The sequence below is a fragment of the Streptomyces marianii genome (genome assembly GCF_005795905.1).
Classification (GTDB): domain Bacteria; phylum Actinomycetota; class Actinomycetes; order Streptomycetales; family Streptomycetaceae; genus Streptomyces; species Streptomyces marianii.
On record NZ_VAWE01000001.1, the window covers coordinates 2899063 to 2919598 of the forward strand.

Genomic DNA, 20536 nt, shown 5'->3' on the forward strand with positions numbered 1-20536 from the left:
CCTGCCATGTCGATGATCCGTGACCTGCGTCAAGCGGTCCGCCCCGCCCTGCGCAAGAGCAGCGGCCCGTACAGCGCGTACGACGCCACCCGTGACCCCTCGGCGTCCACCGCCGTCGTGGACTGCGCCGTCTACCGCGACGGTAAGCGCCTTGAGAACACCGGCTGCCTCACCCCGCGCGAGGCGATGCTGCGGGTGCGTGAGGGCGGCGGCTTCGCCTGGATCGGCCTGCACGAGCCGACGGAGGAGGAGTTCTCCGGCATCGCCGCCGAGTTCGGCCTCCACCCGCTGGCCGTCGAGGACGCCGTGCACGCGCACCAGCGGCCCAAGCTGGAGCGGTACGACGACACCTTGTTCACGGTCTTCAAGACCGTCCACTACGTGGAGCACACCGAGCTGACGCCGACCAGCGACGTCGTCGAGACCGGCGAGGTGATGTGCTTCACCGGGCCCGACTTCGTGATCACCGTCCGGCACGGTGGCCAGGGCTCCCTGCGCAACCTCCGCCACCGGTTGCAGGAAGACCCCGAGTTGCTCGCCAAGGGCCCCTCCGCGGTGCTCCACGCCATCGCCGACCATGTCGTGGACGGCTACATCGCGGTCGCGGACGCGGTGCAGGTCGACATCGACGAGATCGAGATCGACGTGTTCTCGGCGCCCTCGAAGGGCAGCACCCGGGGCACCGACACCGGGCGGATCTACCAGCTCAAGCGTGAGGTGCTGGAGTTCAAGCGGGCCGTGACCCCGTTGCTGCGGCCCATGCAGTTGCTGAGCGAGCGCCCGATGCGGCTGGTCGACCCGGACATCCAGAAGTACTTCCGCGACGTCGCCGACCACCTGGCCCGGGTGCAGGAGCAGGTCATCGGCTTCGACGAGCTGCTGAACTCGATCCTGCAGGCCAATCTGGCGCAGGCGACCGTCGCCCAGAACGAGGACATGCGCAAGATCACGTCCTGGGCCGCGATCATCGCCGTCCCCACGGCGGTCTGCGGGATCTACGGCATGAACTTCGACCACATGCCCGAACTCCACTGGCGGTACGGCTACCCCCTGGTGCTCATCGGCATCGTCGGGATCTGTCTCACCATCCACCGCACACTGAAGCGCAACGGCTGGCTCTAGGGCTAATAAGCTGCGGGGCATGAACGACGCTACTGCCCGCCCCGCCGAGGACCCCCTGCTCGGGCGGGCCCTCGTGGAGGAGGCCGCCAAGAAGTCCGGTCTGATCTGGGTTCGCGGCAGCGGCCCGGACCGGGCGCTGTGGCATGCGTGGCACGACGGCGCGGCCCATGTCGTCGGCGACGGGCCGGGCGAGCAGCCGTTGCCCGGACTGGCCGACGGCTCCACCGCCGAGGTCACCGTGCGCAGCAAGGACAAGGGCGGTCGGCTGGTCTCGTGGACCGCCGAGGTGACAGAGCTGACGCCGGGCTCCGAGGCCTGGGAGGCGGCCGTCGGCGAGCTGAAGGGCAAGCGGCTCAACGCCCCGGACGGCGAGCGGATGACCGAGCGCTGGGGTCGCGAGTGCCGGGTGCTGCGGTTGGAGCCGCGCGGGTCCAGCACCGACCATCCGGCGGACTCCCTGGCCGCCGTGCCGCTGCCCACACCGGCCACGACCCGTCGGCCCGTCCCGGCCGCCCTGCCCCGGCTCCTCCGCCGCGGCCGCAAGCGCCACTGAGGTCGTACCGGCCACGGACCGGTGTCCGCGGTCCCCCGCTCGGCGGGTCCCGGTCGTCGGCAACCGCTGCCGCCGGCCACGGGTGACGCGCTGCGCGGCATCGGCACCGCCGCGAACCCGGGACCGTGCTCGCCGTCGTGTGCCGGGTTCGCAGGGACCACCGCGTACCTGGGTTCGGCGACGGACGCTCCCGGCACCGGAGCTGGGCCGGCGCCCTTGGCCAGGGCGTGACTCTGACGGAGATCCCGGGGGATCCCGGCAGAGTCAGGCCAGTGCCGCATCAGGAAGGGTTCGCCCGTCAAGGAGCGGCTTCCGGTGCACGGGGTCTCCCCAGGCCCTGTTGTACGCGACGCGATGCCGGTTCTCAGGTCGAAGGTGCGTGGGGTGGGTCAGAAGCAGCCCGGTCCGCTGGTGGGGTTGACGCAGCTGTTGTAGCCGGATCCGCCGTCGTTGGTGTCGGTACCGGGACCACCGTTGAGAGCGTCGTTGCCGGAACCGCCGAAGAGGGCGTCGTTGTCGCCGCCGCCGAACAGAGCGTCGTTGCCGTTGCCGCCCTCGACGCGATCGTCGCCGTTGCCCCCGATAAGGACGTCATTGCCGTCATCGCCGCAGATCAGGTCGTTGCCACCGCGACCGTCGACCACGTCGTTCCCGGCGAGAGCGAAGATCACATCGTCGCCCGGGGTACCGGTCAGGATGTCGTCGCGGTGGGTACCGGTGATGGTGGGCGTGGCGGTCGCGCAGGTGGGGGGCGGCGGGTCGTAGGTGATGGTCACCTTGGCCTGCCCCGCGGCGGTGTCTGAGGTACCACCTGTGGGGACGCGATTCGATCCGCCGCCGCCACCACCAGGGCCGTAGGAGGGAGGGATGCTCCTGATGAAGTTGCAGCCTCCCCCGCCACCTCCACCGAACCAGCCGCCTCCACCTCCGCCCGCCCCGTAGGCGCCCCCGCCGGTGCCGCCGGCACCGGCCGCGCCCGGAGTGCCTGATGTACCGCTGCTGGCAGGACATGCGGCTCCGGCCGCGCCGTAGGTTGTCTGGGTTCCGCCGCCGCCGCCCTGGCCGCTGTCCGTTCTGCTGCCGCCGGCCTCCCCGGTGTCTCCGGCGTCTCCGCCGGTGGCCTCCGGGTTGAGGATATTGGAGATGCTGCCGCTTCCGCCGCCGCCTCCGCCGCCCGCGACGATGAGGCGGGGGTCGGTGGCGGGGACGCCGGTCAGGGTGCAGCCGGGGCTTGCCGAGCTGCAGGTGCGGACATCGCTGGAACCGCCGCCGGCACCACCTGGCAACGACCCGCCGCCAGGGCCCTCACCCGTGCCGACGTTGACAAAAAGGGTGGTCGTGCCCGGCGGCACGATGACGGTGCCCATGACGGTGGCGCCGTTGCCGCCTGCACCACCGTTGGGCCCGTTTTGGCCCGCGGCGCCCGTCGCGGTGACGGACAGTCGGGTGACGCCGGACGGGACAGTGAAGGGCTGGTCGGCGCCCGCGTCGAAGGTGACCGTCACGGCCGCCGCAGTAGCGGGCGTTGCCGTGGGCACCACCAGTGCCGCCGGCAGTGCCACTGTGGCGAACAGGACGGCAGCGCGCCTGGCCGCGGCTGGGCGCCGCAGCTCACCCGCAGCTCCCGCGCCACGTCGATGGAACATGGCATGTTGCAGGGTCGGTCTCACGAGACTCCTCGACAGAGAGCGCGGCATCCAGAACGTGCCACGGGCATCGGCCGGTGTTGAGGCCCCTGCCGGCACCGTCCGACGATCAAGCCACACGCACCCTCTGCGGCCATACAGGCACACCGTCATACCGCCCGCGATCCACCGATCAGACGCTACCGACCTCGTCCCCCTCGGCGGCCACGAATCCCGACGAGACCGCGACCACCTGTTGTGGCGGTCCACCTGGCGTCGTCGCCATCAACACCATGCCCGCCTCTACCACCGCCGATGGCACACATACGCCGACACCACACTATGATCAGAAGGCCCGGCAGCAGGCCCTCCCGGGCCGAGGGGAAGATCGCAAGGCGCCGGATCGACCTCGCAGTGGGCCTACTCGGTTGATCCGGCAACGCCGCGAGTCGCCGTGCCGGGCCCCGCGACGGGGCGAACCTTGCCTGAGACTGCTAGGGCGTGTTGCGAAAGTAGCTCCGTCCGCCCGTAGGGCGGGGCCTGCGGCGTCTGGTGCGTGCGATCGCAAGGCGGAGGATCATCCTCGTACTGGACGTACTTGGATGACTCCGACAACGCAGCGAGCGTGCGTGCCAGGCGTCGCGGGCCAGGAGGGACTTTCGCAACACGCCCTAGCTAGTCGTTCGCGCGCGGCAGCTGGCGGCCGTAGTCGACCGTCTCGTCCTTGTCGGGGGCCTCCAGTGGGAAGTCCTGGCCCCATTCTCCCAGCGTGAGGATGCCCGCGTCGCCCGCCCGGTCCAGCTGGACGGGGTACGGCTTGCCCTCGAGTGAGACAGCGAGCGTCCCTCCGTTGCCCTCGCCGCCCATGATCTCGATCGTGCGGACCCCGCCGATGGTGGCGCGGTCGCCCTTGCTGAGCTTGCCGTGGAGGCCCAGCAGCCCGTCGAGGAGGACGTTCATGTCGGTGAAGCCGCGCAGTTGCTTGTAGGCCGGGTCGTCCTCGGGCACCTTGACGTACTTGTCGTCCAGCTTCTCGGCAGCGGCCACGTCCTCCTCGCCGGGCTCCGCGTCGTCGCCCTTGCCGTCGGAGTCGGCGTGCACCCAGAAGCCCGCGTCGGCCTTCAGAAAGAGGGCGTCCTCGATCCGCAGCAGCTCGAAGGTGGAGTTCTTCGAGGTCACCGAGCCCACCCCGCCGGACTTCTTCAGCCGCATGTTCAGCTTGTACGTGCCGCCCTTGGACACCAGCGTGCCCGCCACCCGCACCGCGTCCGCCGCGTCGGCCGCCGCCTTGGCCTTCTTCTCGATGGCGGTCGCCTCCAGCTTCCCGACGCCGTTCGTCCCCGCGTCCGGGTCCTCGCCGCACCCGGTGAGGGCCGTGGCCAGCGCCGCGCACAGCGCGAGGGGAAGCGCGGCCCGGCGCACAGGGGCTGCCGGACCCGGGGGGAGAGCGGTCACGAGCGCACTGCCTCTCATACGCGTGGGGGTGGCAGACCGCAGCGTACCCGGGGTCGGAGGGCTTACCGGAGGGCAGTCGTCCGGACCTCCGGCGACAGCACCACGGATCGGTACGGGCTAGCCTGAAGCCGTTGAACGATGCCATTTCGGAGCAATCCGTTTCGCTCCTCGTACGAACCCGGCGGTCTGCCCCAGTGCCCCGCCGCGGCAGTGGAGGAGGCACTGAGCATGACGGCAGACGGCCCTCGGATCTTCCTCTCGCATCTCGCCGGGGTCCCGGTCTTCGGTCCCGACGGCGACCCGGTCGGGCGCGTGCGGGACCTCGTGGCCACCTTCCGGGCCGACCGTCCGCCACGGCTGGTGGGTCTGGTCGTCGAGGTCCTCGGGCACGGCCCCGTCTTCGTGCCCGTCTCCCGGGCGACCGGCCTCGAGTCCGGCCAGGTCACGCTGTCCGGCCCCGTGAGCATGCGCCGATTCGGCCTTCGGCCGGACGAGCGGCTCGTCCTCGGCCAGCTGCTGGACCGGCGGGTGCGGCTCGCGGACTCTGGCGAGCAGGTCACGATCCTGGACGTCGAGGTGCACCGGCATCCTGCCCGCGGGCAGTGGGAGGCCGACCGGATCTGCGCGCACCGCGACCGGGGAGGGACCGCCCGGAACCGCGGCGCGGCTCTGGCGGTCGACTGGTCGGCGCTGAGCGGCCTGCCGCCTGAGGAGACCGCGGCGGCGTCCCCGGTGGGGAATCGCCCGAGCTCCGGGGAGGACACGGAGGGGGAGGCCGAGCAGGAGCGCACGGCACGGGCCCTGATGAGGACCGAGCCGGTCGTGGTGCCGCCGGAGGCCACCGTCGCGAACGCCCTGGCCCGGCTCGGGGAGCGGGACCTGATGCAGGCGCTGGCGGCCCAGGTGTACGTCTGCCGGCCGCCCGGCGAGCCTCCCACGGGCCGGTACCTGGGCACGGTGCCCGTCCAGCGGCTGCTGCGGAGCCCACCGGAAGCGCCCGTCGCGCCCCTCGTGGACACCGAGCTGCCCCCGCTGGAACCGGACACCCCGCTGCCGGCGGTCAGCTGCTGCCTGACCGCCTACGACCTGGTCGCGGCCCCTGTGGTGGGCGACGACGGGGCACTGCTGGGCGCGGTCACCGTCGACGCCGTACTGGCCCATCTGCTGCCCGACCACTGGCGGGAGGCCGATTACGGGATGCCGGACTCAGCGGAGCCGGGAGCGGCCGGGACCGACGCGGACGGGGATCCGGCGCAACCGCCCGCGGCGGCCGCGCCATTCCCGTCCGGGCACCCTGGCGGACGTGACGAAGGCGACCGCTGACGGGGGCCCCCGGGGCGGGATCCCGCGCCGTACCATCGTGCGTATGGTTACGGAAGACGCGGTGCGCGACGCACTGGCGACGGTGAACGACCCCGAGATCAACAAGCCGATCACGGACCTCGGCATGGTCAAGTCGGTGGAGATCGGATCCGACGGCGCGGTCGCTGTCACGGTCTACCTCACCGTCTCCGGGTGCCCGATGCGCGAGACGATCACCCAACGCGTTACGGACGCCGTCTCGGGCGTCGAGGGCGTCACCGGCGTCGAGGTCTCCCTGGACGTGATGAGCGACGAGCAGCGCCGCGAGCTCGCGGCCTCGCTGCGCGGCACGACCGCCGAGCGCGAGGTGCCGTTCGCCAAGCCGGGCTCGCTGACGCGCGTCTACGCGGTCGCCTCCGGCAAGGGCGGTGTGGGCAAGTCCTCCGTGACCGTGAACCTGGCGGCGGCCATGGCCGCCGACGGGCTGAAGGTCGGAGTCGTCGACGCCGACATCTACGGCCACAGCGTGCCACGCATGCTCGGCGCGGACGGCCGTCCCACCCAGGTCGAGAACATGATCATGCCGCCGTCCGCGAACGGTGTGAAGGTCATCTCGATCGGTATGTTCACCCCGGGCAACACACCGGTCGTCTGGCGCGGCCCGATGCTGCACCGCGCGCTGCAGCAGTTCCTCGCGGACGTCTACTGGGGCGACCTGGACGTGCTGCTGCTCGACCTGCCGCCGGGCACCGGCGACATCGCGATCTCCGTGGCCCAGCTGGTGCCCAACGCCGAGATCCTGGTCGTCACCACGCCGCAGCAGGCCGCGGCGGAGGTCGCGGAGCGGGCCGGCTCCATCGCAGTCCAGACCCACCAGAAGATCGTCGGTGTCGTCGAGAACATGTCGGGGCTGCCGTGCCCGCACTGCGACGAGATGGTCGACGTCTTCGGCACGGGCGGCGGCCAGGTGGTCGCCGAGGGACTGACGAAGACCACGGGCGCCCAGGTGCCGGTGCTCGGCCAGATCCCCATCGACGTAAGGCTCCGGGAGGGCGGCGACGAGGGCAAGCCCGTGGTCCTCACCGACCCCGACTCCCCCGCCGGTTCCGCCCTGCGGGCCATCGCGGGCAAGCTCGGCGGCCGTCAGCGCGGTCTGTCGGGCATGTCGCTCGGCATCACCCCGCGCAACAAGTTCTGAGGCCGCCCTCCCGACGGCGGCTCGACGACTGCCCACAGCCCCGGGGGGTTGTGGGCAGTCGTCGAGCCGGGGCAGCGGCCCGGCGCGGTCCACGCGGTCTACGCGTACGCCTCGAGGTCCTGCACCACGGAGAAGCCGAGCCCGTACGCGCTCATCCCCCGCCCGTAGGCCCCGATGTGCACCCCGTTTCCGGTCGAACCGGCGAGCACCCAGCCGAACTCGGACTCGCGGTAGTGGAACGGCACGGGCACCCCGTCCACCGGCAGGGACAGCTCCGACCAGGCGGGCCCGGTGAGGTCGTCCGCGAGCTCGAAGGCGGTCTCCGTCTGCTGGTCCAGCCAGTCGTCCCGCAGGGTGTGGTCGAGCTGTGCCGGCCAGGTGCAGGCCAGCAGGCCCGAGCCGGCCAGCCAGGCGGCCGAGGAGACGGTCGTGGCGTCCAGGACGCCCGTACCGTCACCGGTGTGCCGCATCGGGCTCGACGCGACGGTGACGACCACGGCAAAGCGTTCCTTCTCCGCCGCGGTGGCGTCGGACTTTATCGACGGCTCCTCGCCGTGCCCCATGGAGCCGTGCTGCACCGAGCCGTCGGCGGCCGTACCGACCTGCATCAGCCAGCGCGGCCCGGTGAAGGCCTCGTCCAGGCCGTACCAGGGGAAGGGCGCCCGCAGATAGCCGTCGACGGTACGCCGGGCTGCGGGCACCCCCTCAGCGGTGGAACTGCTGGGCGAATCCTGCGCCTCTACCCGACTGGTCGTCTCCATCTACCCGGCCGCCTCCTTGGTCAGCGAGGTCCGGAACGGCCCGCCCCCCGCGGGCGTCCTCGATCCCGGACAGATGGAGGATAGCCACCCGTCACCGACTCGTTGGGATTGACGGCGGTAGGGGGCCTCAGGTGGCGTCTGCGTCGAAGGGCGGCCGCTCGCCCTGATCGGGCTTTTCGCGCTTCTTGAGGAGATCCGGGGTGCCCGCGTCCGGCGTGCCGCCGACAGCGGCCCGCACCGGACTGTCGGGCTCCTTGCCGTTCACGGCGTCCGCGACCTCGTTGATCTCCTTCTTGAGGTCGAGGCTGCTGCGGATCTCCTTGAGGTCCTCGTTGTCGGAGAGCTGCTTCCGGATGAAGGCCTTGGGATTCAGGTCCTCGAACTCGAAGTCCTTGAACTCCGGGCCCAGTTCGCTGCGGATGTCGTGCTTCGCGTTGTCGGAGAATTCGCGGACCTTGCGGATGAAGCGCGAGACGTCCTGGATGACCTTGGGCAGCTTGTCCGGGCCGAAGACCAGCACGGCGAGGACCACGAGCGTCACGAGCTCGAGTGCGCCTATGTCGTTGAACACCTTGCTGCTCCTCGTGTTCTCGTTCTCCGTGCCCGCAGCGCTGGGACGAGCGGGACCTGCTCCACGGTACCCGGCAAATCCGTCCCGACGGTACCTTCGGGATGTCCGTCACGTGCCGGTCGACGAACCGAGCGTCACCGCCCTCGTCTGCTCCTTGCCGGCGCGGAGCACCGTCAGTTCCAGCCGGTCGCCGGGCCGGTGCGCACGGATCTTGACGATGAGCTCCTCGCCGTTGTGCACCCGCTGGCCGTCGACCTTGGTGATGACGTCGCCCGGGCGGATGCCGGCCTTGGCCGCGGGGCCTCCCGAGGTGACGGACGGGGCGCCGTCCTTGCCCTTCTCGCCGACGCGCGCGCCGTCTCCCGAGTACCGCATGTCGAGGCTGACGCCGATCACCGGATGAGTGGCCTTTCCGGTGTTGATCAGTTCCTCGGCGACCCGCTTGCCCTGGTTGATGGGGATGGCGAAGCCGAGACCGATCGAGCCGGCCTGCCCGGATCCGGTGTCGGGGCCGGACCCGCTGCCCGCGGCGCGGATGGCGCTGTTGATACCGATGACCCGGGCCCTGGAGTCCACGAGCGGCCCGCCGGAGTTCCCGGGGTTTATCGGTGCGTCGGTCTGCAGGGCGTCGACGTAGCTGATGTCGCTGCCGTCGCCCTTGTCCCCGCCGGCGGTGATCGGGCGCTCCTTGGCGCTGATGATTCCGGCGGTCACGGTGTTCTGGAGATCGAAGGGGGCACCGATGGCCACGACCGGGTCACCGACCCGGACGTTGTCGGAGTTGCCCAGCGGCAGCGGCTTGAGGCCGGAGACCCCCCTGACCTTGACCACGGCGAGGTCGTAGCCGCTGTCCTTGCCGACGAGGGTGGCCCGGGCGGTCTCGCCGCCGCTGAACGTGACGGAGATGTCGCCGGAGCTGCCCGCCGGGGAGACCACGTGGTTGTTCGTGAGGATGTGTCCCTGCGCGTCCAGCACGAAGCCGGTACCGGTGCCCTGCTCACCGCCCCCGCTGACGTGCAGCGTCACCACACCGGGCAGGGCGCTGGCGGCGATTCCGGCGATGCTGTCGGGCGCGCGGTCGGTGCGCTCCGGCCCCGACTGCGGCAGTTCGACGCTGGTGATCCCTCCGTTGCGCTCCAGGTACGCGCCCACGCCGCCACCGAGGACTCCGGCGAGCAGCGCGAAGACCAGCGCCCCGGCGAAGGCCGTGCCCCGCCGGGACTTCCGCCTCGGCGGCTCTCCGGTCCGGATCAGGGTCCCGCCGGGTGCGCCCCAGGGGTCGTACTGGCGCCACTGCTCCGGCGCGGGGGCGGGGTGCGGTGCGGGCTCGGCGGGAGCCGTGGCGGAACCCGGGTAGCCGCTGCCGGCCGGGTACCGCGGCGGCGTTCCGCCGGCCCCGCCGGGGTGCTGCACCGGCGGTGCGGGAGCCCACGGCCCGGGGCCGCCGTACGGCGGTGTGCGGTACTCGTCCGGCTCGTGCAGGGGTCGCGCGCCCCCGTCCGGATGCCCGTCCGCGGGGACGCCGGCCGGATACGGGGCCTCGTCGGTGGGGCCGGGGGCGGCGTTCTGGACCGGCTGGGAGTGCGGGGCACCCGCGCCGCCGTCCCAGCGGGTGTCCGCGTCGTGCGCGGCGGCGGGAGTGCTCGCCCAGGTGTTGTCGGCGCCCTTGTCGGCGGCAGGCGCGTCGGCGGGGGTGTCCGCGCCCGTGTCGTGCGGGGCGGCCGGCCCGCTCGCGCGGATGTCGTCCGGCGCGGGCTCCCGGGGCAGGTCGCCCACATGCGTCCGACCGGGCGGCTGCGCGACGGCCGGATCCTCGTCGGCGCCGGGCTCGGCCGGCGCGCTGCCGGGGCGGCCGAGTACCGGCGCCTGCTGCGCCGCGGGCGCGAGGGGGGCGGGCGCGGGAAGCGGGTACTCCGGTTGGTCGTCCACGAGAACTCCGGGCGCGACGGACACCCGGTCGTCACTGCCCGGGGCACCGGCCTCGACCGCGGGCTCCTCCGCCGAGCGGGCCGCGTCGGCGGGCGGCGACGGCTCGCGGTGGGCCGGACGGCTCCACCACTTCGGCCTGGGACCCGTCGGCTTCCCGTTCTCCATGCTCTCCCCGCAACTGCCGCTCCGTGTGCCCGCCGGGCACCGTCCCCTGGATTCAACCAGGTTTGCGGATGGCGTCCTACAGTGCGCCCGGCCTCCCCGGGGCGACCCTCCGGATCAGCGCCGGTGCGGGGCGGCGAAACGGCTGGGCTGCGGGGACGCGGAGGCGCTGGGTCCGGGAGCCGTGGCCAGTTGGAACGCCGAGGCGGTCGGCCGCGCCGACGGCGGTACGGCACCGCCGTCGGCGAGGTGTGACGACGCCGCGAAGGGCGGGGACGGCGGCCGCGTCCGGACCAGGGCCTGCGGGGCGACCGCCACCACGGGGGTGCTGCTGATCCCGGTCACGCCGGTCCCGCCGCCCCGTCTGCGGTTGGCCTCCGTGCCCGCAGCGGTCGTGGCCGTGCGCAGGGGGGTCACGTTGTTGCCCCGGTTGTCCCCACGGGCGGAGGCGTCGCCCGTGGGGGCGAGCGGCAGCGACCCGCCCAGCGCGATCGCGGCGAACGACACCGCGCTGGCCGCGGCGAAGGCGAACCTCCGGCCGCGCCACGGGGAGCGCTCGGCCTCCTGACGCGCCACGTCGTGGATGCGGAACCCCGAGCCCGGCCCGCCGTCGGGCAGGCCGTGGCCGCCCGGGACGTATCCGAGGCCTTGCGAGGTCACGCCGAAGACGCCGTCACCGGGCCGTCCCCGGCGATAAGGGCCTCCGCGCCCGTCGTCATCACCTCCGGGCGGACCCGCGGGCAACCCCTGGAGCCGTGCGAGAAGGCCCTCGGACGGCGGCGGGGGTGCGGCCGTGGCGAAGACGCTCTTCAGCCGACGCTGTGCGTCGGCCTCGGCCTTGCACTTGGGACAGGTCGCGAGATGGGCCAGGACGCGCTCGCGTGCGTCGTGCTCGAGCTCGCCGTCGACCAGGGCAGCGAGCCGGTCCCCCAGATGCTGCTCCGCCGGGGTCGGACTGGTGCTGCTCACGCCGTCCCGCCCTCCCCGGCCACTCCCGCGAGGGAGCGCTGCTCGGCACGCGCCTCGGGGGAGCGGTGCCGCAGCGCCTTGCGCAGATGGGAACGGCCGCGGTGGATCCGGCTGCGGACGGTGCCGAGCTTGACGCCGAGCGTGGCGGCGATCTCCTCGTACGACAGGCCCTCGATGTCGCAGAGCACCACGGCGGCGCGGAACTCGGGGGCCAGGGTGTCCAGCGCCTGCTGGACGTCGGCGTCGAAGTGGGTGTCGTTGAAGACCTGCTGCGGGGACGGCTCCCGGCTGGGCAGCCGCTCGGCCGCGTCGTCGCCCAGCGCGTCGAAGCGGATGCGCTGCTTGCGGCGGACCATGTCCAGGAACAGGTTCGTCGTGATGCGGTGCAGCCAGCCCTCGAAGGTGCCCGGCGTGTAGGTCGACAGGGAGCGGAACACGCGGACGAAGACCTCCTGGGTGAGGTCCTCGGCGTCGTGCTGGTTTCCGGTCAGACGGTAGGCGAGGCGGTAGACCCGGCCGCTGTGCGTGCTGACGATGTCCTCCCACGAGGGAGGTGTCCACGGCTGCGATTCCGCATCCGGTGCGAACGTCGCGGTGGGTACGGAGCCGGCCTGGCCGGAACGGGCGTCAGCGGTGTCGGTCACGGATTTCGGCTCACCCGCCGACCCGAGAAGGCGCCTCAGCACCCCTCTCCGGTCCACAGGCGCAGCCGCACCTCCCCTGTCGGCTCTGGTGGTGTCCAGTGGAGCCCCTACCATAGCCACCTCGCCCGTTAGCTCCGGATAAGAATGTTTACGCGAATTTGGGAACGGCTGCGATTCGCCCCGCGCCTTTCCCCGCTCTCTCCATAACGCCCGGTCCCATCTGCGGGTTCCCGTGCGCAGCGGATACAGTCACGGTTGCGCCAACTACGGGGACAGGAGAGGGTCATCACCGCCAACCGGCAGACGAGCTGGGCGTTCGCCGACGCCTTTGTCGCCGAGGACGAAGCACTGCGCTGGGCCCGTGACCGGGCCCGGGAGGCGGGGCTGCCCTCGGTGTCGCCCGGCACGGGCTCGGCCCTGCGTCTGTTGGCGGCGACGGCGGACGCCAAGGCGGTGGCGGAGATCGGCACCGGCACCGGCGTCTCCGGTATCTACCTGCTCCAGGGCATGCGGCCGGACGGTGTGCTGACCACGGTCGACCCCGAGCCGGAGCGCCAGCAGTTCGCGCGCGAGGCCTTCCGCGCCGCCGGCTTCGCCGGGAACCGGGCCCGCTTCATCCCCGGGCGCGCCCTCGACGTACTGCCCAGGCTCGCGGACGGCGGGTACGACCTCGTCTTCTGCGACGGCGACCGGCTGGAGTCGCTCGACTATCTAGCTGAATCGTTGCGCCTGCTGCGGCCCGGGGGGCTCGTGTGTTTCGAGGGTGTCTTCGCGGACGGCCGAACGGTCGATTCGGCGGCCCAGCCGGGCGAGGTGCTGCGCGTACGCGAGCTGCTGCGCACGGTGCGGGAGAGCCAGGAACTGCTGCCGTCGCTGCTCCCGGTGGGCGACGGGCTGCTCTGCGCGGTGCGCCGCGGCTGACGGCCGTGCCGCCCGGCGGTCGCGGTGCGCGGGACGCTCCGGGCTCCGCGGGCACGGGACGCCGGGCGACCGCCGTCGCGAACGGGCACTCACCCATGAAGCGCGCGGGGCGGGGTAGGCGGAATCGCGGGAACGGCACTGCCCCGGCGCAGCGAGGTGCCGTGCCGGGGCAGTACAGAAAGGTGTGGGCGCTTCCGCGTCAGCCGACGACCTTCTTGAGGGCGTCGCCAAGGGCGTCTGCCTCGTCCGGAGTCAGCTCGACGACAAGCCGACCGCCGCCTTCGAGCGGAACGCGCATGACGATGCCCCGCCCCTCCTTGGTCACCTCGAGCGGGCCGTCGCCCGTCCGCGGCTTCATGGCCGCCATGCTCGTTCCCCTTCCTGAAACCAGCTCATCGTCAGCCGACGGCCCCTGGGTGGGCACACGTCACCGGCATCGAACACATTGCTTCCCGGCCATTATCCCGCATCGCAGGACCCGATGACCAACATCGGTCGGCATCGCTTGCGCAACGCGCTTTCGCAAAACCACATAATTCGGGGATCCGCCTGCGATACTTCGCCCCCGGCCGAGACCGGCGCACCGAACGGGGCCGGGGATTTCTTTGACGCAGGTCACATACCGGGGCGTAGGTCGGCCCCGGCGATCTCCGCCATGCTGGGCTCGACATCACTGCCCGAGGTGCGAAGGGGACCCCCGACATGGCCGACACCGTGCTGTACGAAGTGACCGACGGACTCGCGACGATCACGATCAACCGGCCCGAGGCCATGAACGCGATGAACGTCGAGGCCAAGGCCGCCCTCCGGGACGCCCTTCAGGGGGCCGGGGCGGACGCCGGCGTACGGGCGGTCCTGCTGACGGCGACGGGTCGCGCGTTCTGTGTCGGCCAGGACCTCAAGGAGCATATCTCGCTGCTGGTCTCCGACCGGGAGTCGGGCACCGCCCACACGATGAACACCGTGCGCGACCACTACAACCCGATCGTGCGGGCGATCACCGAGATGCCGAAGCCGGTGGTGGCGGGCGTGAACGGCGTCGCCGCGGGTGCCGGCATGGGCTTCGCCCTGGCAGCGGACTACCGGGTCGTCGCGGACACCGCCAAGTTCACGACGTCCTTCGCCGGGGTCGCGCTGACGGCGGACTCCGGGGTCTCCTGGACGCTCCCTCGGTTGATCGGCCCCAGCAGGGCGGCCGACCTGCTGCTCTTCCCCCGGTCGATCTCCGCGCAGGAGGCCTTCGACCTGGGCCTCGTGAACAAGCTCGTACCGGCCGACGACCTGGCGGCGGAGGCCGCGGCGGTCGCCCGCGCCCTGGCCGACGGCCCCACGCTCGCCTACGCCGCGATCAAGGAGTCGCTCGCGTACGGGGTGGGCCACACGCTGGGCGAGACGCTGGAGAAGGAGGACGAACTCCAGACCAGGGCCGGCGCCTCGGAGGACCACGCCATCGCGGTCCAGGCCTTCATCGCCAAGGAGAAGCCGAAGTACGTGGGCCACTGAGCCCTCACGCCGCTGGCCGGTGCCGCCTCGGCACCGGCCGGTGGGCCGCCGGTCCCGGCTCGGGGCGCGGTCAGCCGGCGCCCCGGCCCCCGCGCGCCACGCAGTCCGCGAGATGGTCGTCGACCAGACCGCAGGCCTGCATGAGCGCGTAGGCCGTCGTGGGGCCGATGAAACGAAGACCACGCCTTTTCAGGTCCTTGGAGAGGGCGGTGGACTCGTCCGTGACCGCCGCGACGTCCGCGAGAGTGCGCGGCGCCGGGCGGACGGCCGGGTCCGGCGCGTACGACCAGATCAGGGCGTCGAGCTCACCCTCACCCCAGTCGGCCAGCACCCGGGCGTTGGCGATGGTCGCCTCGATCTTGGAACGGTTGCGGATGATGCCCGCGTCGGCGAGCAGTCGCTCGGCGTCGGCGTCGGTGAACGCCGCGACCGAGGCGATCCGGAAGCCGGCGAACGCCTCCCGGAAGCCCTCGCGGCGGCGCAGGACGGTGATCCAGGAGAGCCCCGACTGGAACGCCTCCAGCGCGAGCCGCTCGAACAGCGCGTCGTCCCCGCGGACGGGACGGCCCCACTCCTCGTCGTGGTACCTGACGTAGTCCTCGGTGGACAGCCCCCAGGGGCAGCGCAGCCGCCCGTCCGGGCCGGCCACGGCACCGCCGCTCATCGCGGCTGCTCCCCGTCGCCCCGGCCGGCGTCCCCACCGGGGGGACCGGGGCGCCCGGGCGGGGCCTCCCGGATGTCCGGCGCTCCCGCGCCGTTCTCCGCGGCCGGGCGGTCCTCGGTGGCCTTCCCGGAGAACCCGGGCCGCTCCCCCGGTTCGTCCCCGGGCCGCTCGTCGAAGAGTCCGGCCGGGCTGACCGCCGTCGCCTGTCGGCCCGCCAGTGCGGACTCCAGCTCGGCGATCCGCGCGTCCCGCTCGGCGAGCTCGGCGCCGAGCCGCCCGAGGACCTCGTCGACGTCGAGCATCCGGTAGCCCCGCGCCGTCACGGGCAGGCGCAGCGCCTCGAGGTCGGCACGGCTCACCGGACGTGTCAGCGGCAGCGGGTCCACCAGCCGCTCGGGCGCCACCTCGGGAAGCGCCGCCTTGTCACCGCCGCCGACCACCGCCAGAGTGACCGCGGCGACGACCACGACCATCGCGATCAGCAAGAACCAGAACACAGCGCGCCTCTCCCCGGAGCAGGAAACCGTCCGCTGCCGATCGTGCCATGCGCCACTGACGGTTAAGGTCGCAGGCGACCGATCGCGAGGAGGAAACAGCGGATGCAGGGGATGCACGACGGGACTCTGCGACTGGGGCGGCGCGAGTTCGGCGCGCACGAGCCAGTGATCATGGCGATCGTGAACCGGACTCCGGACTCCTTCTACGACCGGGGCGCCACGTACCGCGACGAGCCGGCTCTGACCCGTGTCGAACAGGCGGTGTCCGAGGGTGCCGCCATCATCGACATCGGCGGCGTGAAGGCCGGTCCCGGTGAGGAGGTGACCGCCGAGGAGGAGGCGCGCCGCACGGTCGGCTTCGTCGCCGAGGTGCGCAGGCGCTTCCCGGACGTGGTGATCAGCGTCGACACCTGGCGGCACGACGTGGGCGCCGCCGTCTGCGAGGCGGGCGCCGACCTGCTCAACGACGCCTGGGGCGGGGTCGATCCCGCACTGGCGGAGGTGGCGGCCCGGTACGGGGCGGGCCTGGTCTGCACGCACGCGGGCGGGGCCGAGCCCCGGACGCGGCCGCACCGGATCGTGTACGACGACGTGATGGCGGACATCCTGCGGGTGACGAACGGTCTGGCGGATCGGGCGCTCGCGCTCGGCGTGCGCCGGGACGGGATCCTCATCGACCCGGGCCACGACTTCGGGAAGAACACCCGTCACTCGCTGGAGGCCACCCGCAGGCTCGGCGAGATGGTGGAGACGGGCTGGCCGGTGCTGGTCTCCCTGTCGAACAAGGACTTCGTCGGCGAGACCCTCGACCGCCCGGTCAAGGAGCGGGTGATCGGCACGCTTGCGACGACCGCGGTGTCTGCCTGGCTCGGTGCCCGGGTGTACCGGGTGCACGAGGTGGCGGAGACCCGTCAGGTGCTGGACATGGTGGCGTCGATCGCCGGGCACCGGCCCCCGGCGGTCGCCCGCCGGGGACTCGCGTAGGACCGAGGGCGGCAGGGACCGGCGTCCGGCCGGAACGGCCGGAACCCCGGCCGACCGGGGCCCGGCGGCGGGCCCGGCACGGCGGTCCGCCGCCCCGGACCGGACCCGGACGGCCGTCCGCCGGGATCCGGTGGCACCCGCACCTCCCGGGCTCCGCCGGCGGACCGGGCCCCGCGCCCACTCAGGCCTCGTAGCCCTCGTACGGGATCGGCGGCGGCGGGCCGGTCTCCTTGGTCACCAGGGCGACCGCCTCGTCCACGTCGTCCGTGACGTGGAAGAGCAGCAGGTCGCGCGCGGACGCCTTGCCCTCGGCGACGACCGTGCCGCGCAGCCAGTCGACCAGACCGGACCAGTACCGCGACCCGAAGAGCACGACGGGAAAGCGGGTCACCTTCCCGGTCTGGACGAGGGTGAGCGCCTCGAACAGTTCGTCGAGCGTCCCGAAACCGCCCGGCATCACCACGAAGCCCTGCGCGTACTTGACGAACATCGTCTTGCGGACGAAGAAGTAGCGGAAGTTCACGCCGATGTCGACGTGCGGGTTGAGGCCCTGCTCGAAGGGCAGCTCGATGCCCAGCCCGACCGAGATACCGCCCGACTCCCGCGCACCGCGGTTGGCGGCCTCCATCGCCCCCGGCCCGCCCCCGGTGATCACCGCGAAGCCGGCGTCGACCAGGGCCCTGCCGATCCGTACGGCGGCGTCGTACTCGGGGGTGCCGGGAGCGGTCCGGGCGGAACCGAAGACACTGATGGCGCTGGGCAGTTCGGCGAGGGCGCCGAAGCCCTCGACGAACTCCGACTGGATGCGCATGACCCGCCACGGATCGGTGTGCACCCACTGCGAATCGCCCTCGGTGTCCAGCAGGCGCTGGTCCGTGGTGCCGGGCTGGATCTGATCCCTGCGCCGCACCACCGGACCCAGCCGCTGCTCCTCCGGCCGTGCTTCCTCGGGATTGCCCATGACCTGCTCCCTCCGCTGTGGTGCACGTTCCTGGTCAGGGTAGGTCGCCGGAGATGGACAAGAGCGAAATTCCGGAGGTCGGATACGAGGAAGTCAGGCTGTGCCTGTTCACCCGTTGATCGTCACGGAGCGGCCGCCACTCGATCCGCACGGTGACGTCACGGGGTGTGGGTCCGCCCTCGGGTCCGCACGGTGACGTCACGGGGAGTCGGCCCGCCCTCGGGTCCGCACGGTGACGTCACGGGGAGTCGGCCCGCCCTCGGGTCCGCACGGTGACGTCACGCGACGGCCGTCACGCGGTGAGCCACTGCCGCAGCCGCTCCTCACAGTGTGTGATCTTGTCGACGGCCACGTGCTCGTCCCGCTTGTGGGCGAAGAGCGCGTCGCCCGGACCGTAGTTGACCGCGGGGACGCCCAGTGAGCTGAAGCGCGACACGTCGGTCCAGCCGAACTTGGGCTGTGCCGTACCGCCGACGGCCGCCATGAAAGCGGCGGCAGCCGGGTGCGAGAGGCCGGGCAGCGCCCCGCCGGTGTGGTCGTCGACGACGAACTCGGCGACGTCGCAGTCCGCGAACACCTCACGGACATGGGCCTCGGCCTCCGCCATGGTCCGGTCCGGGGCGTAGCGGTAGTTGATCACGACGGTGCACGAGTCGGGGATGACGTTCGTCGCGACACCGCCCTCGATCCCGACGGCGTTGAGCCCCTCGTGGTACCTCAGGCCGTCGATCACCGGGCGGCGCGGCTCGTAGGCGGCGAGCCGGGCCAGGATCGGGCCGGCGGCGTGGATGGCGTTGAACCCCATCCAGCTGCGGGCGGAGTGCGCGCGTTCGCCGGCCGTACGGAGGTGGACACGGAGAGTTCCCTGGCAGCCGCCCTCCACCTGAGCGTCGGAGGGCTCGAGCAGGACGGCGAAATCGCCCTCCAACCAGTCGGGGTGGGTGTCCGCAACATGTCCGAGACCGTTCAGATGTGCGGCGACCTCCTCGTTGTCGTAGAAGACGAACGTCAGGTCGCGGTTGGGGTCGGGCACGGTCGCGGCGATCCGCAGTTGGACGGCGACGCCCGACTTCATGTCCGAGGTGCCGCAGCCCCACAGGACACCGTTCTCGTCGAGCCGGGAGGGGACGTTGTCCGCGATCGGCACGGTGTCGATGTGCCCGGCCAGGACCACGCGCTCGGAGCGGCCGAGGTTCGTCCGGGCGACCACGTTGTTGCCGTGCCGGTCGACGGTGAGGTGGGGCAGGGCACGCAGCGCCTGCTCGATCGCGTCGGCGAGGGGCTTCTCGTCGCCGCTGACCGACGGGAAGTCGACGAGCCGTGCGGTGAGTGCCGGGCCGTCCAGGGTGAGATCGAGCGCGCTTTCGGGCATGGCCCGACCCTAGCGCGCCGCCTCGAGCGCCTGCCGACCCGCGGGTGGGCCTCCGGCGTGGCCGGGCGGCACCGGTCTCCGGGCCGACGGAACGTCGCCGGGCTCGCGGGCGCCGGGAGGCGGGCCCGGGTGTGAGGAGGGGCGACCGGGTCCGGCGCCGGATGGGGGCGCGGCCCGGGCGGAGTCGACGGCCCGGGCCGGGATCCCGTGCCGGGCACCCGATCCCGCGCGCGGGGCCGGGGTCCGCGTGGGGACCGGGGTCGGCCGTGAGGCGCCGGAGTCCCGTGCGAGGTGCCGGCCGGGCGTTCACGGGGCTCCAGTACGGTGGGCGCCGTGACCGAGACCGCCTCCCCCACCCGGCGCGGCCGCCCCCTTCGCCTCACGGCCGCGTTCGCCGTACTGCTGGCCCTGGTCGCGTACGTCGTCGTGCAGTACGTGAGCGGCGACGGCGCGCCGCGTTGCGTCGTCCGCTCCGGCGACGGAGAGGACCCGGACCGTCCCGGTCCCGGCGACGGGAAGGGCGGCGGGGGATCCTACGAGCTCAGCCCGGAGATGGCGGCCAACGCGGCCACGATCTCCGCCGTCGGCACGACCCGGGGGATGCCGGAGCGAGCGGTCACCATCGCGCTGGCGACGGCCCTCCAGGAATCCGCGCTGCGCAACATCCGCCACGGCGACCGCGACTCCCTCGGGCTGTTCCAGCAGCGCCCGTCGCAGGGGTGGGGTACCCCGAGGCAGATCCTCGACCCGGTGTTCTCCGCCGGGGCGTTCTACGACCACCTCGCCGAGGTGCCGGGCTACTCGCGGCTACCCCTGACCGTCGCCGCCCAGCGCGTCCAGCGCAGCGGCTTCCCGCAGGCGTACGCCAAGCACGAGCCGGACGCCTCGCTTCTCTCGGCGGCGCTCACCGGCCGCGCCTCGGCGTCCCTGACCTGCACGGCGGCACCCTCCACCAAGCCCGGCGACCCGGCGAAGGTCCGTTCGGAGCTGGCGCGCTCCTTCGGGGCGGGCGTCCTGCCCGCGGCCGGCGGCAAGGGCAGGGCGGGCGCCCCGCAGTCCTCAGAACTGACGGTTCCGGTCGTCCCCACCGCCCGGGCCGACGACGCCGAACGCCGCGGCTGGGAACTGGCCCACTGGGCGGTGGCGAAGGCGGCGGAACTGCGGATCGCCGAGGTCTCGTTCGCCGGGCGGGTCTGGAGCGCGGAGAAGGCCGACGAAGGCTGGCGCACCGCCGGGCCGGACGGCTCCGCGGTGCGGATCCGGGTCGCCCGCTGAGCCCTGCCCCGGCGCGCCGGCCGCACCTCGGGGACTGCGCCGGGGCGAACCCGCGGCGGGATACGGGC

20 protein-coding genes are annotated in these 20536 nt (G+C 72.7%); 8 read left to right on the forward strand and 12 right to left on the reverse strand.

Annotated features, from left to right (window positions below):
- The first annotated feature begins 6 nt into the window (after positions 1-6).
- Together FEF34_RS12925 and FEF34_RS12930 are read left to right on the forward strand one after the other, a co-directional pair.
- Entirely contained in the window at positions 7-1122 is a 1116-nt protein-coding gene (locus FEF34_RS12925) for a magnesium and cobalt transport protein CorA (RefSeq protein ID WP_138053326.1), read from the forward strand.
- Between the two features lie 19 nt (positions 1123-1141).
- A complete protein-coding gene (locus tag FEF34_RS12930; RefSeq protein ID WP_138053327.1) occupies positions 1142-1675 on the forward strand; it encodes a hypothetical protein in 534 nt (177 codons plus the stop codon).
- 389 nt (positions 1676-2064) lie between these two features.
- Here FEF34_RS12930 and FEF34_RS43645 read toward each other — a convergent pair whose 3' ends face one another.
- Positions 2065-3321: a calcium-binding protein gene (locus FEF34_RS43645; protein WP_171052935.1), complete on the reverse strand. Its 1257-nt coding sequence runs from the start codon at positions 3319-3321 to the stop codon at positions 2065-2067.
- A 654-nt stretch (positions 3322-3975) separates the two neighbouring features.
- Positions 3976-4755 (reverse strand): hypothetical protein, encoded by a 780-nt coding sequence (locus FEF34_RS12950; RefSeq protein WP_138053331.1) that lies wholly within the window; start codon positions 4753-4755, stop codon positions 3976-3978.
- A gap of 228 nt (positions 4756-4983) precedes the next feature.
- Here FEF34_RS12950 and FEF34_RS12955 point away from each other — a divergent pair, with 228 nt between their 5' ends.
- Positions 4984-6078, forward strand: a complete 1095-nt coding sequence (locus tag FEF34_RS12955; RefSeq protein ID WP_138053332.1) for a CBS domain-containing protein — start codon at positions 4984-4986, stop codon at positions 6076-6078.
- Positions 6079-6121: 43 nt separating this feature from the next.
- The gene (locus FEF34_RS12960; RefSeq protein WP_138053333.1) at positions 6122-7255 is read left to right on the forward strand and encodes an Mrp/NBP35 family ATP-binding protein; all 1134 of its coding nucleotides are present in this window, start codon (positions 6122-6124) and stop codon (positions 7253-7255) included.
- A 98-nt stretch (positions 7256-7353) separates the two neighbouring features.
- Here the strand turns inward: FEF34_RS12960 and FEF34_RS12965 are convergent, their stop codons facing one another.
- From FEF34_RS12965 to sigE, 5 genes are all read right to left on the reverse strand, one after another.
- Positions 7354-8016, reverse strand: a complete 663-nt coding sequence (locus FEF34_RS12965) for a hypothetical protein (RefSeq protein WP_138053334.1) — start codon at positions 8014-8016, stop codon at positions 7354-7356.
- Positions 8017-8143: 127 nt separating this feature from the next.
- Entirely contained in the window at positions 8144-8587 is a 444-nt protein-coding gene (locus FEF34_RS12970; protein ID WP_138053335.1) for a sec-independent translocase, read from the reverse strand.
- A gap of 108 nt (positions 8588-8695) precedes the next feature.
- Entirely contained in the window at positions 8696-10681 is a 1986-nt protein-coding gene (locus FEF34_RS12975) for a S1C family serine protease (RefSeq protein WP_138053336.1), read from the reverse strand.
- Positions 10682-10795: 114 nt separating this feature from the next.
- A complete protein-coding gene (locus FEF34_RS12980; protein ID WP_138053337.1) occupies positions 10796-11647 on the reverse strand; it encodes an anti-sigma factor family protein in 852 nt (283 codons plus the stop codon).
- The gene (gene sigE / locus FEF34_RS12985; RefSeq protein ID WP_171052936.1) at positions 11644-12405 is read right to left on the reverse strand and encodes an RNA polymerase sigma factor SigE; all 762 of its coding nucleotides are present in this window, start codon (positions 12403-12405) and stop codon (positions 11644-11646) included. Before sigE ends, FEF34_RS12980 begins: the two co-directional genes overlap by 4 nt.
- A gap of 141 nt (positions 12406-12546) precedes the next feature.
- On the opposite strand from sigE, the gene FEF34_RS12990 reads away from it, so the two are divergent.
- On the forward strand, positions 12547-13212 hold the full coding sequence (locus FEF34_RS12990) for an O-methyltransferase (protein WP_093652493.1): 666 nt from the start codon (positions 12547-12549) through the stop codon (positions 13210-13212).
- A 199-nt stretch (positions 13213-13411) separates the two neighbouring features.
- On the opposite strand, the gene FEF34_RS12995 is transcribed toward FEF34_RS12990, so the two are convergent.
- Positions 13412-13579, reverse strand: coding sequence for a DUF3117 domain-containing protein (locus tag FEF34_RS12995; protein ID WP_003966491.1), 168 nt, complete (start codon positions 13577-13579; stop codon positions 13412-13414).
- A 335-nt stretch (positions 13580-13914) separates the two neighbouring features.
- Between FEF34_RS12995 and chcB the strand changes: the two genes are divergently transcribed.
- Complete coding sequence (chcB, locus tag FEF34_RS13000) at positions 13915-14715, forward strand: 2-cyclohexenylcarbonyl CoA isomerase (RefSeq protein WP_138053339.1); 801 nt, start codon at positions 13915-13917, stop codon at positions 14713-14715.
- A 70-nt stretch (positions 14716-14785) separates the two neighbouring features.
- Here the strand turns inward: chcB and FEF34_RS13005 are convergent, their stop codons facing one another.
- On the reverse strand, positions 14786-15379 hold the full coding sequence (locus FEF34_RS13005; RefSeq protein ID WP_138053340.1) for a DNA-3-methyladenine glycosylase I: 594 nt from the start codon (positions 15377-15379) through the stop codon (positions 14786-14788).
- Positions 15376-15876, reverse strand: coding sequence for a hypothetical protein (locus FEF34_RS13010; RefSeq protein WP_138053341.1), 501 nt, complete (start codon positions 15874-15876; stop codon positions 15376-15378). Before FEF34_RS13010 ends, FEF34_RS13005 begins: the two co-directional genes overlap by 4 nt.
- A gap of 111 nt (positions 15877-15987) precedes the next feature.
- Between FEF34_RS13010 and folP the strand changes: the two genes are divergently transcribed.
- The gene (gene folP, locus FEF34_RS13015) at positions 15988-16860 is read left to right on the forward strand and encodes a dihydropteroate synthase (RefSeq protein WP_138057449.1); all 873 of its coding nucleotides are present in this window, start codon (positions 15988-15990) and stop codon (positions 16858-16860) included.
- Positions 16861-17041: 181 nt separating this feature from the next.
- On the opposite strand, the gene FEF34_RS13020 is transcribed toward folP, so the two are convergent.
- A complete protein-coding gene (locus FEF34_RS13020) occupies positions 17042-17821 on the reverse strand; it encodes an LOG family protein (RefSeq protein WP_138053342.1) in 780 nt (259 codons plus the stop codon).
- Between the two features lie 292 nt (positions 17822-18113).
- Positions 18114-19193: a succinyl-diaminopimelate desuccinylase gene (dapE, locus tag FEF34_RS13025; protein ID WP_138053343.1), complete on the reverse strand. Its 1080-nt coding sequence runs from the start codon at positions 19191-19193 to the stop codon at positions 18114-18116.
- 333 nt (positions 19194-19526) lie between these two features.
- On the opposite strand from dapE, the gene FEF34_RS13030 reads away from it, so the two are divergent.
- Entirely contained in the window at positions 19527-20468 is a 942-nt protein-coding gene (locus tag FEF34_RS13030; RefSeq protein WP_234042374.1) for a hypothetical protein, read from the forward strand.
- Positions 20469-20536 lie beyond the last annotated feature (68 nt).

What these genes read in the sequence shown, in the direction of transcription:
- FEF34_RS12925 (WP_138053326.1), top strand. Translation starts at nt 7, where the DNA reads ATGTCGATGATCCGTGACCTGCGTCAAGCGGTCCGCCCCGCCCTGCGC.
- FEF34_RS12930 (WP_138053327.1), top strand. Translation starts at nt 1,142, where the DNA reads ATGAACGACGCTACTGCCCGCCCCGCCGAGGACCCCCTGCTCGGGCGG.
- FEF34_RS43645 (WP_171052935.1), bottom strand. Translation starts at nt 3,321, where the DNA reads ATGTTCCATCGACGTGGCGCGGGAGCTGCGGGTGAGCTGCGGCGCCCA.
- FEF34_RS12955 (WP_138053332.1), top strand. Translation starts at nt 4,984, where the DNA reads ATGACGGCAGACGGCCCTCGGATCTTCCTCTCGCATCTCGCCGGGGTC.
- FEF34_RS12960 (WP_138053333.1), top strand. Translation starts at nt 6,122, where the DNA reads ATGGTTACGGAAGACGCGGTGCGCGACGCACTGGCGACGGTGAACGAC.
- FEF34_RS12965 (WP_138053334.1), bottom strand. Translation starts at nt 8,016, where the DNA reads ATGGAGACGACCAGTCGGGTAGAGGCGCAGGATTCGCCCAGCAGTTCC.
- FEF34_RS12975 (WP_138053336.1), bottom strand. Translation starts at nt 10,681, where the DNA reads ATGGAGAACGGGAAGCCGACGGGTCCCAGGCCGAAGTGGTGGAGCCGT.
- sigE (WP_171052936.1), bottom strand. Translation starts at nt 12,405, where the DNA reads ATGGTAGGGGCTCCACTGGACACCACCAGAGCCGACAGGGGAGGTGCG.
- FEF34_RS12995 (WP_003966491.1), bottom strand. Translation starts at nt 13,579, where the DNA reads ATGGCGGCCATGAAGCCGCGGACGGGCGACGGCCCGCTCGAGGTGACC.
- chcB (WP_138053339.1), top strand. Translation starts at nt 13,915, where the DNA reads ATGGCCGACACCGTGCTGTACGAAGTGACCGACGGACTCGCGACGATC.
- FEF34_RS13005 (WP_138053340.1), bottom strand. Translation starts at nt 15,379, where the DNA reads ATGAGCGGCGGTGCCGTGGCCGGCCCGGACGGGCGGCTGCGCTGCCCC.
- folP (WP_138057449.1), top strand. Translation starts at nt 15,988, where the DNA reads ATGCACGACGGGACTCTGCGACTGGGGCGGCGCGAGTTCGGCGCGCAC.
- FEF34_RS13020 (WP_138053342.1), bottom strand. Translation starts at nt 17,821, where the DNA reads ATGGGCAATCCCGAGGAAGCACGGCCGGAGGAGCAGCGGCTGGGTCCG.
- dapE (WP_138053343.1), bottom strand. Translation starts at nt 19,193, where the DNA reads ATGCCCGAAAGCGCGCTCGATCTCACCCTGGACGGCCCGGCACTCACC.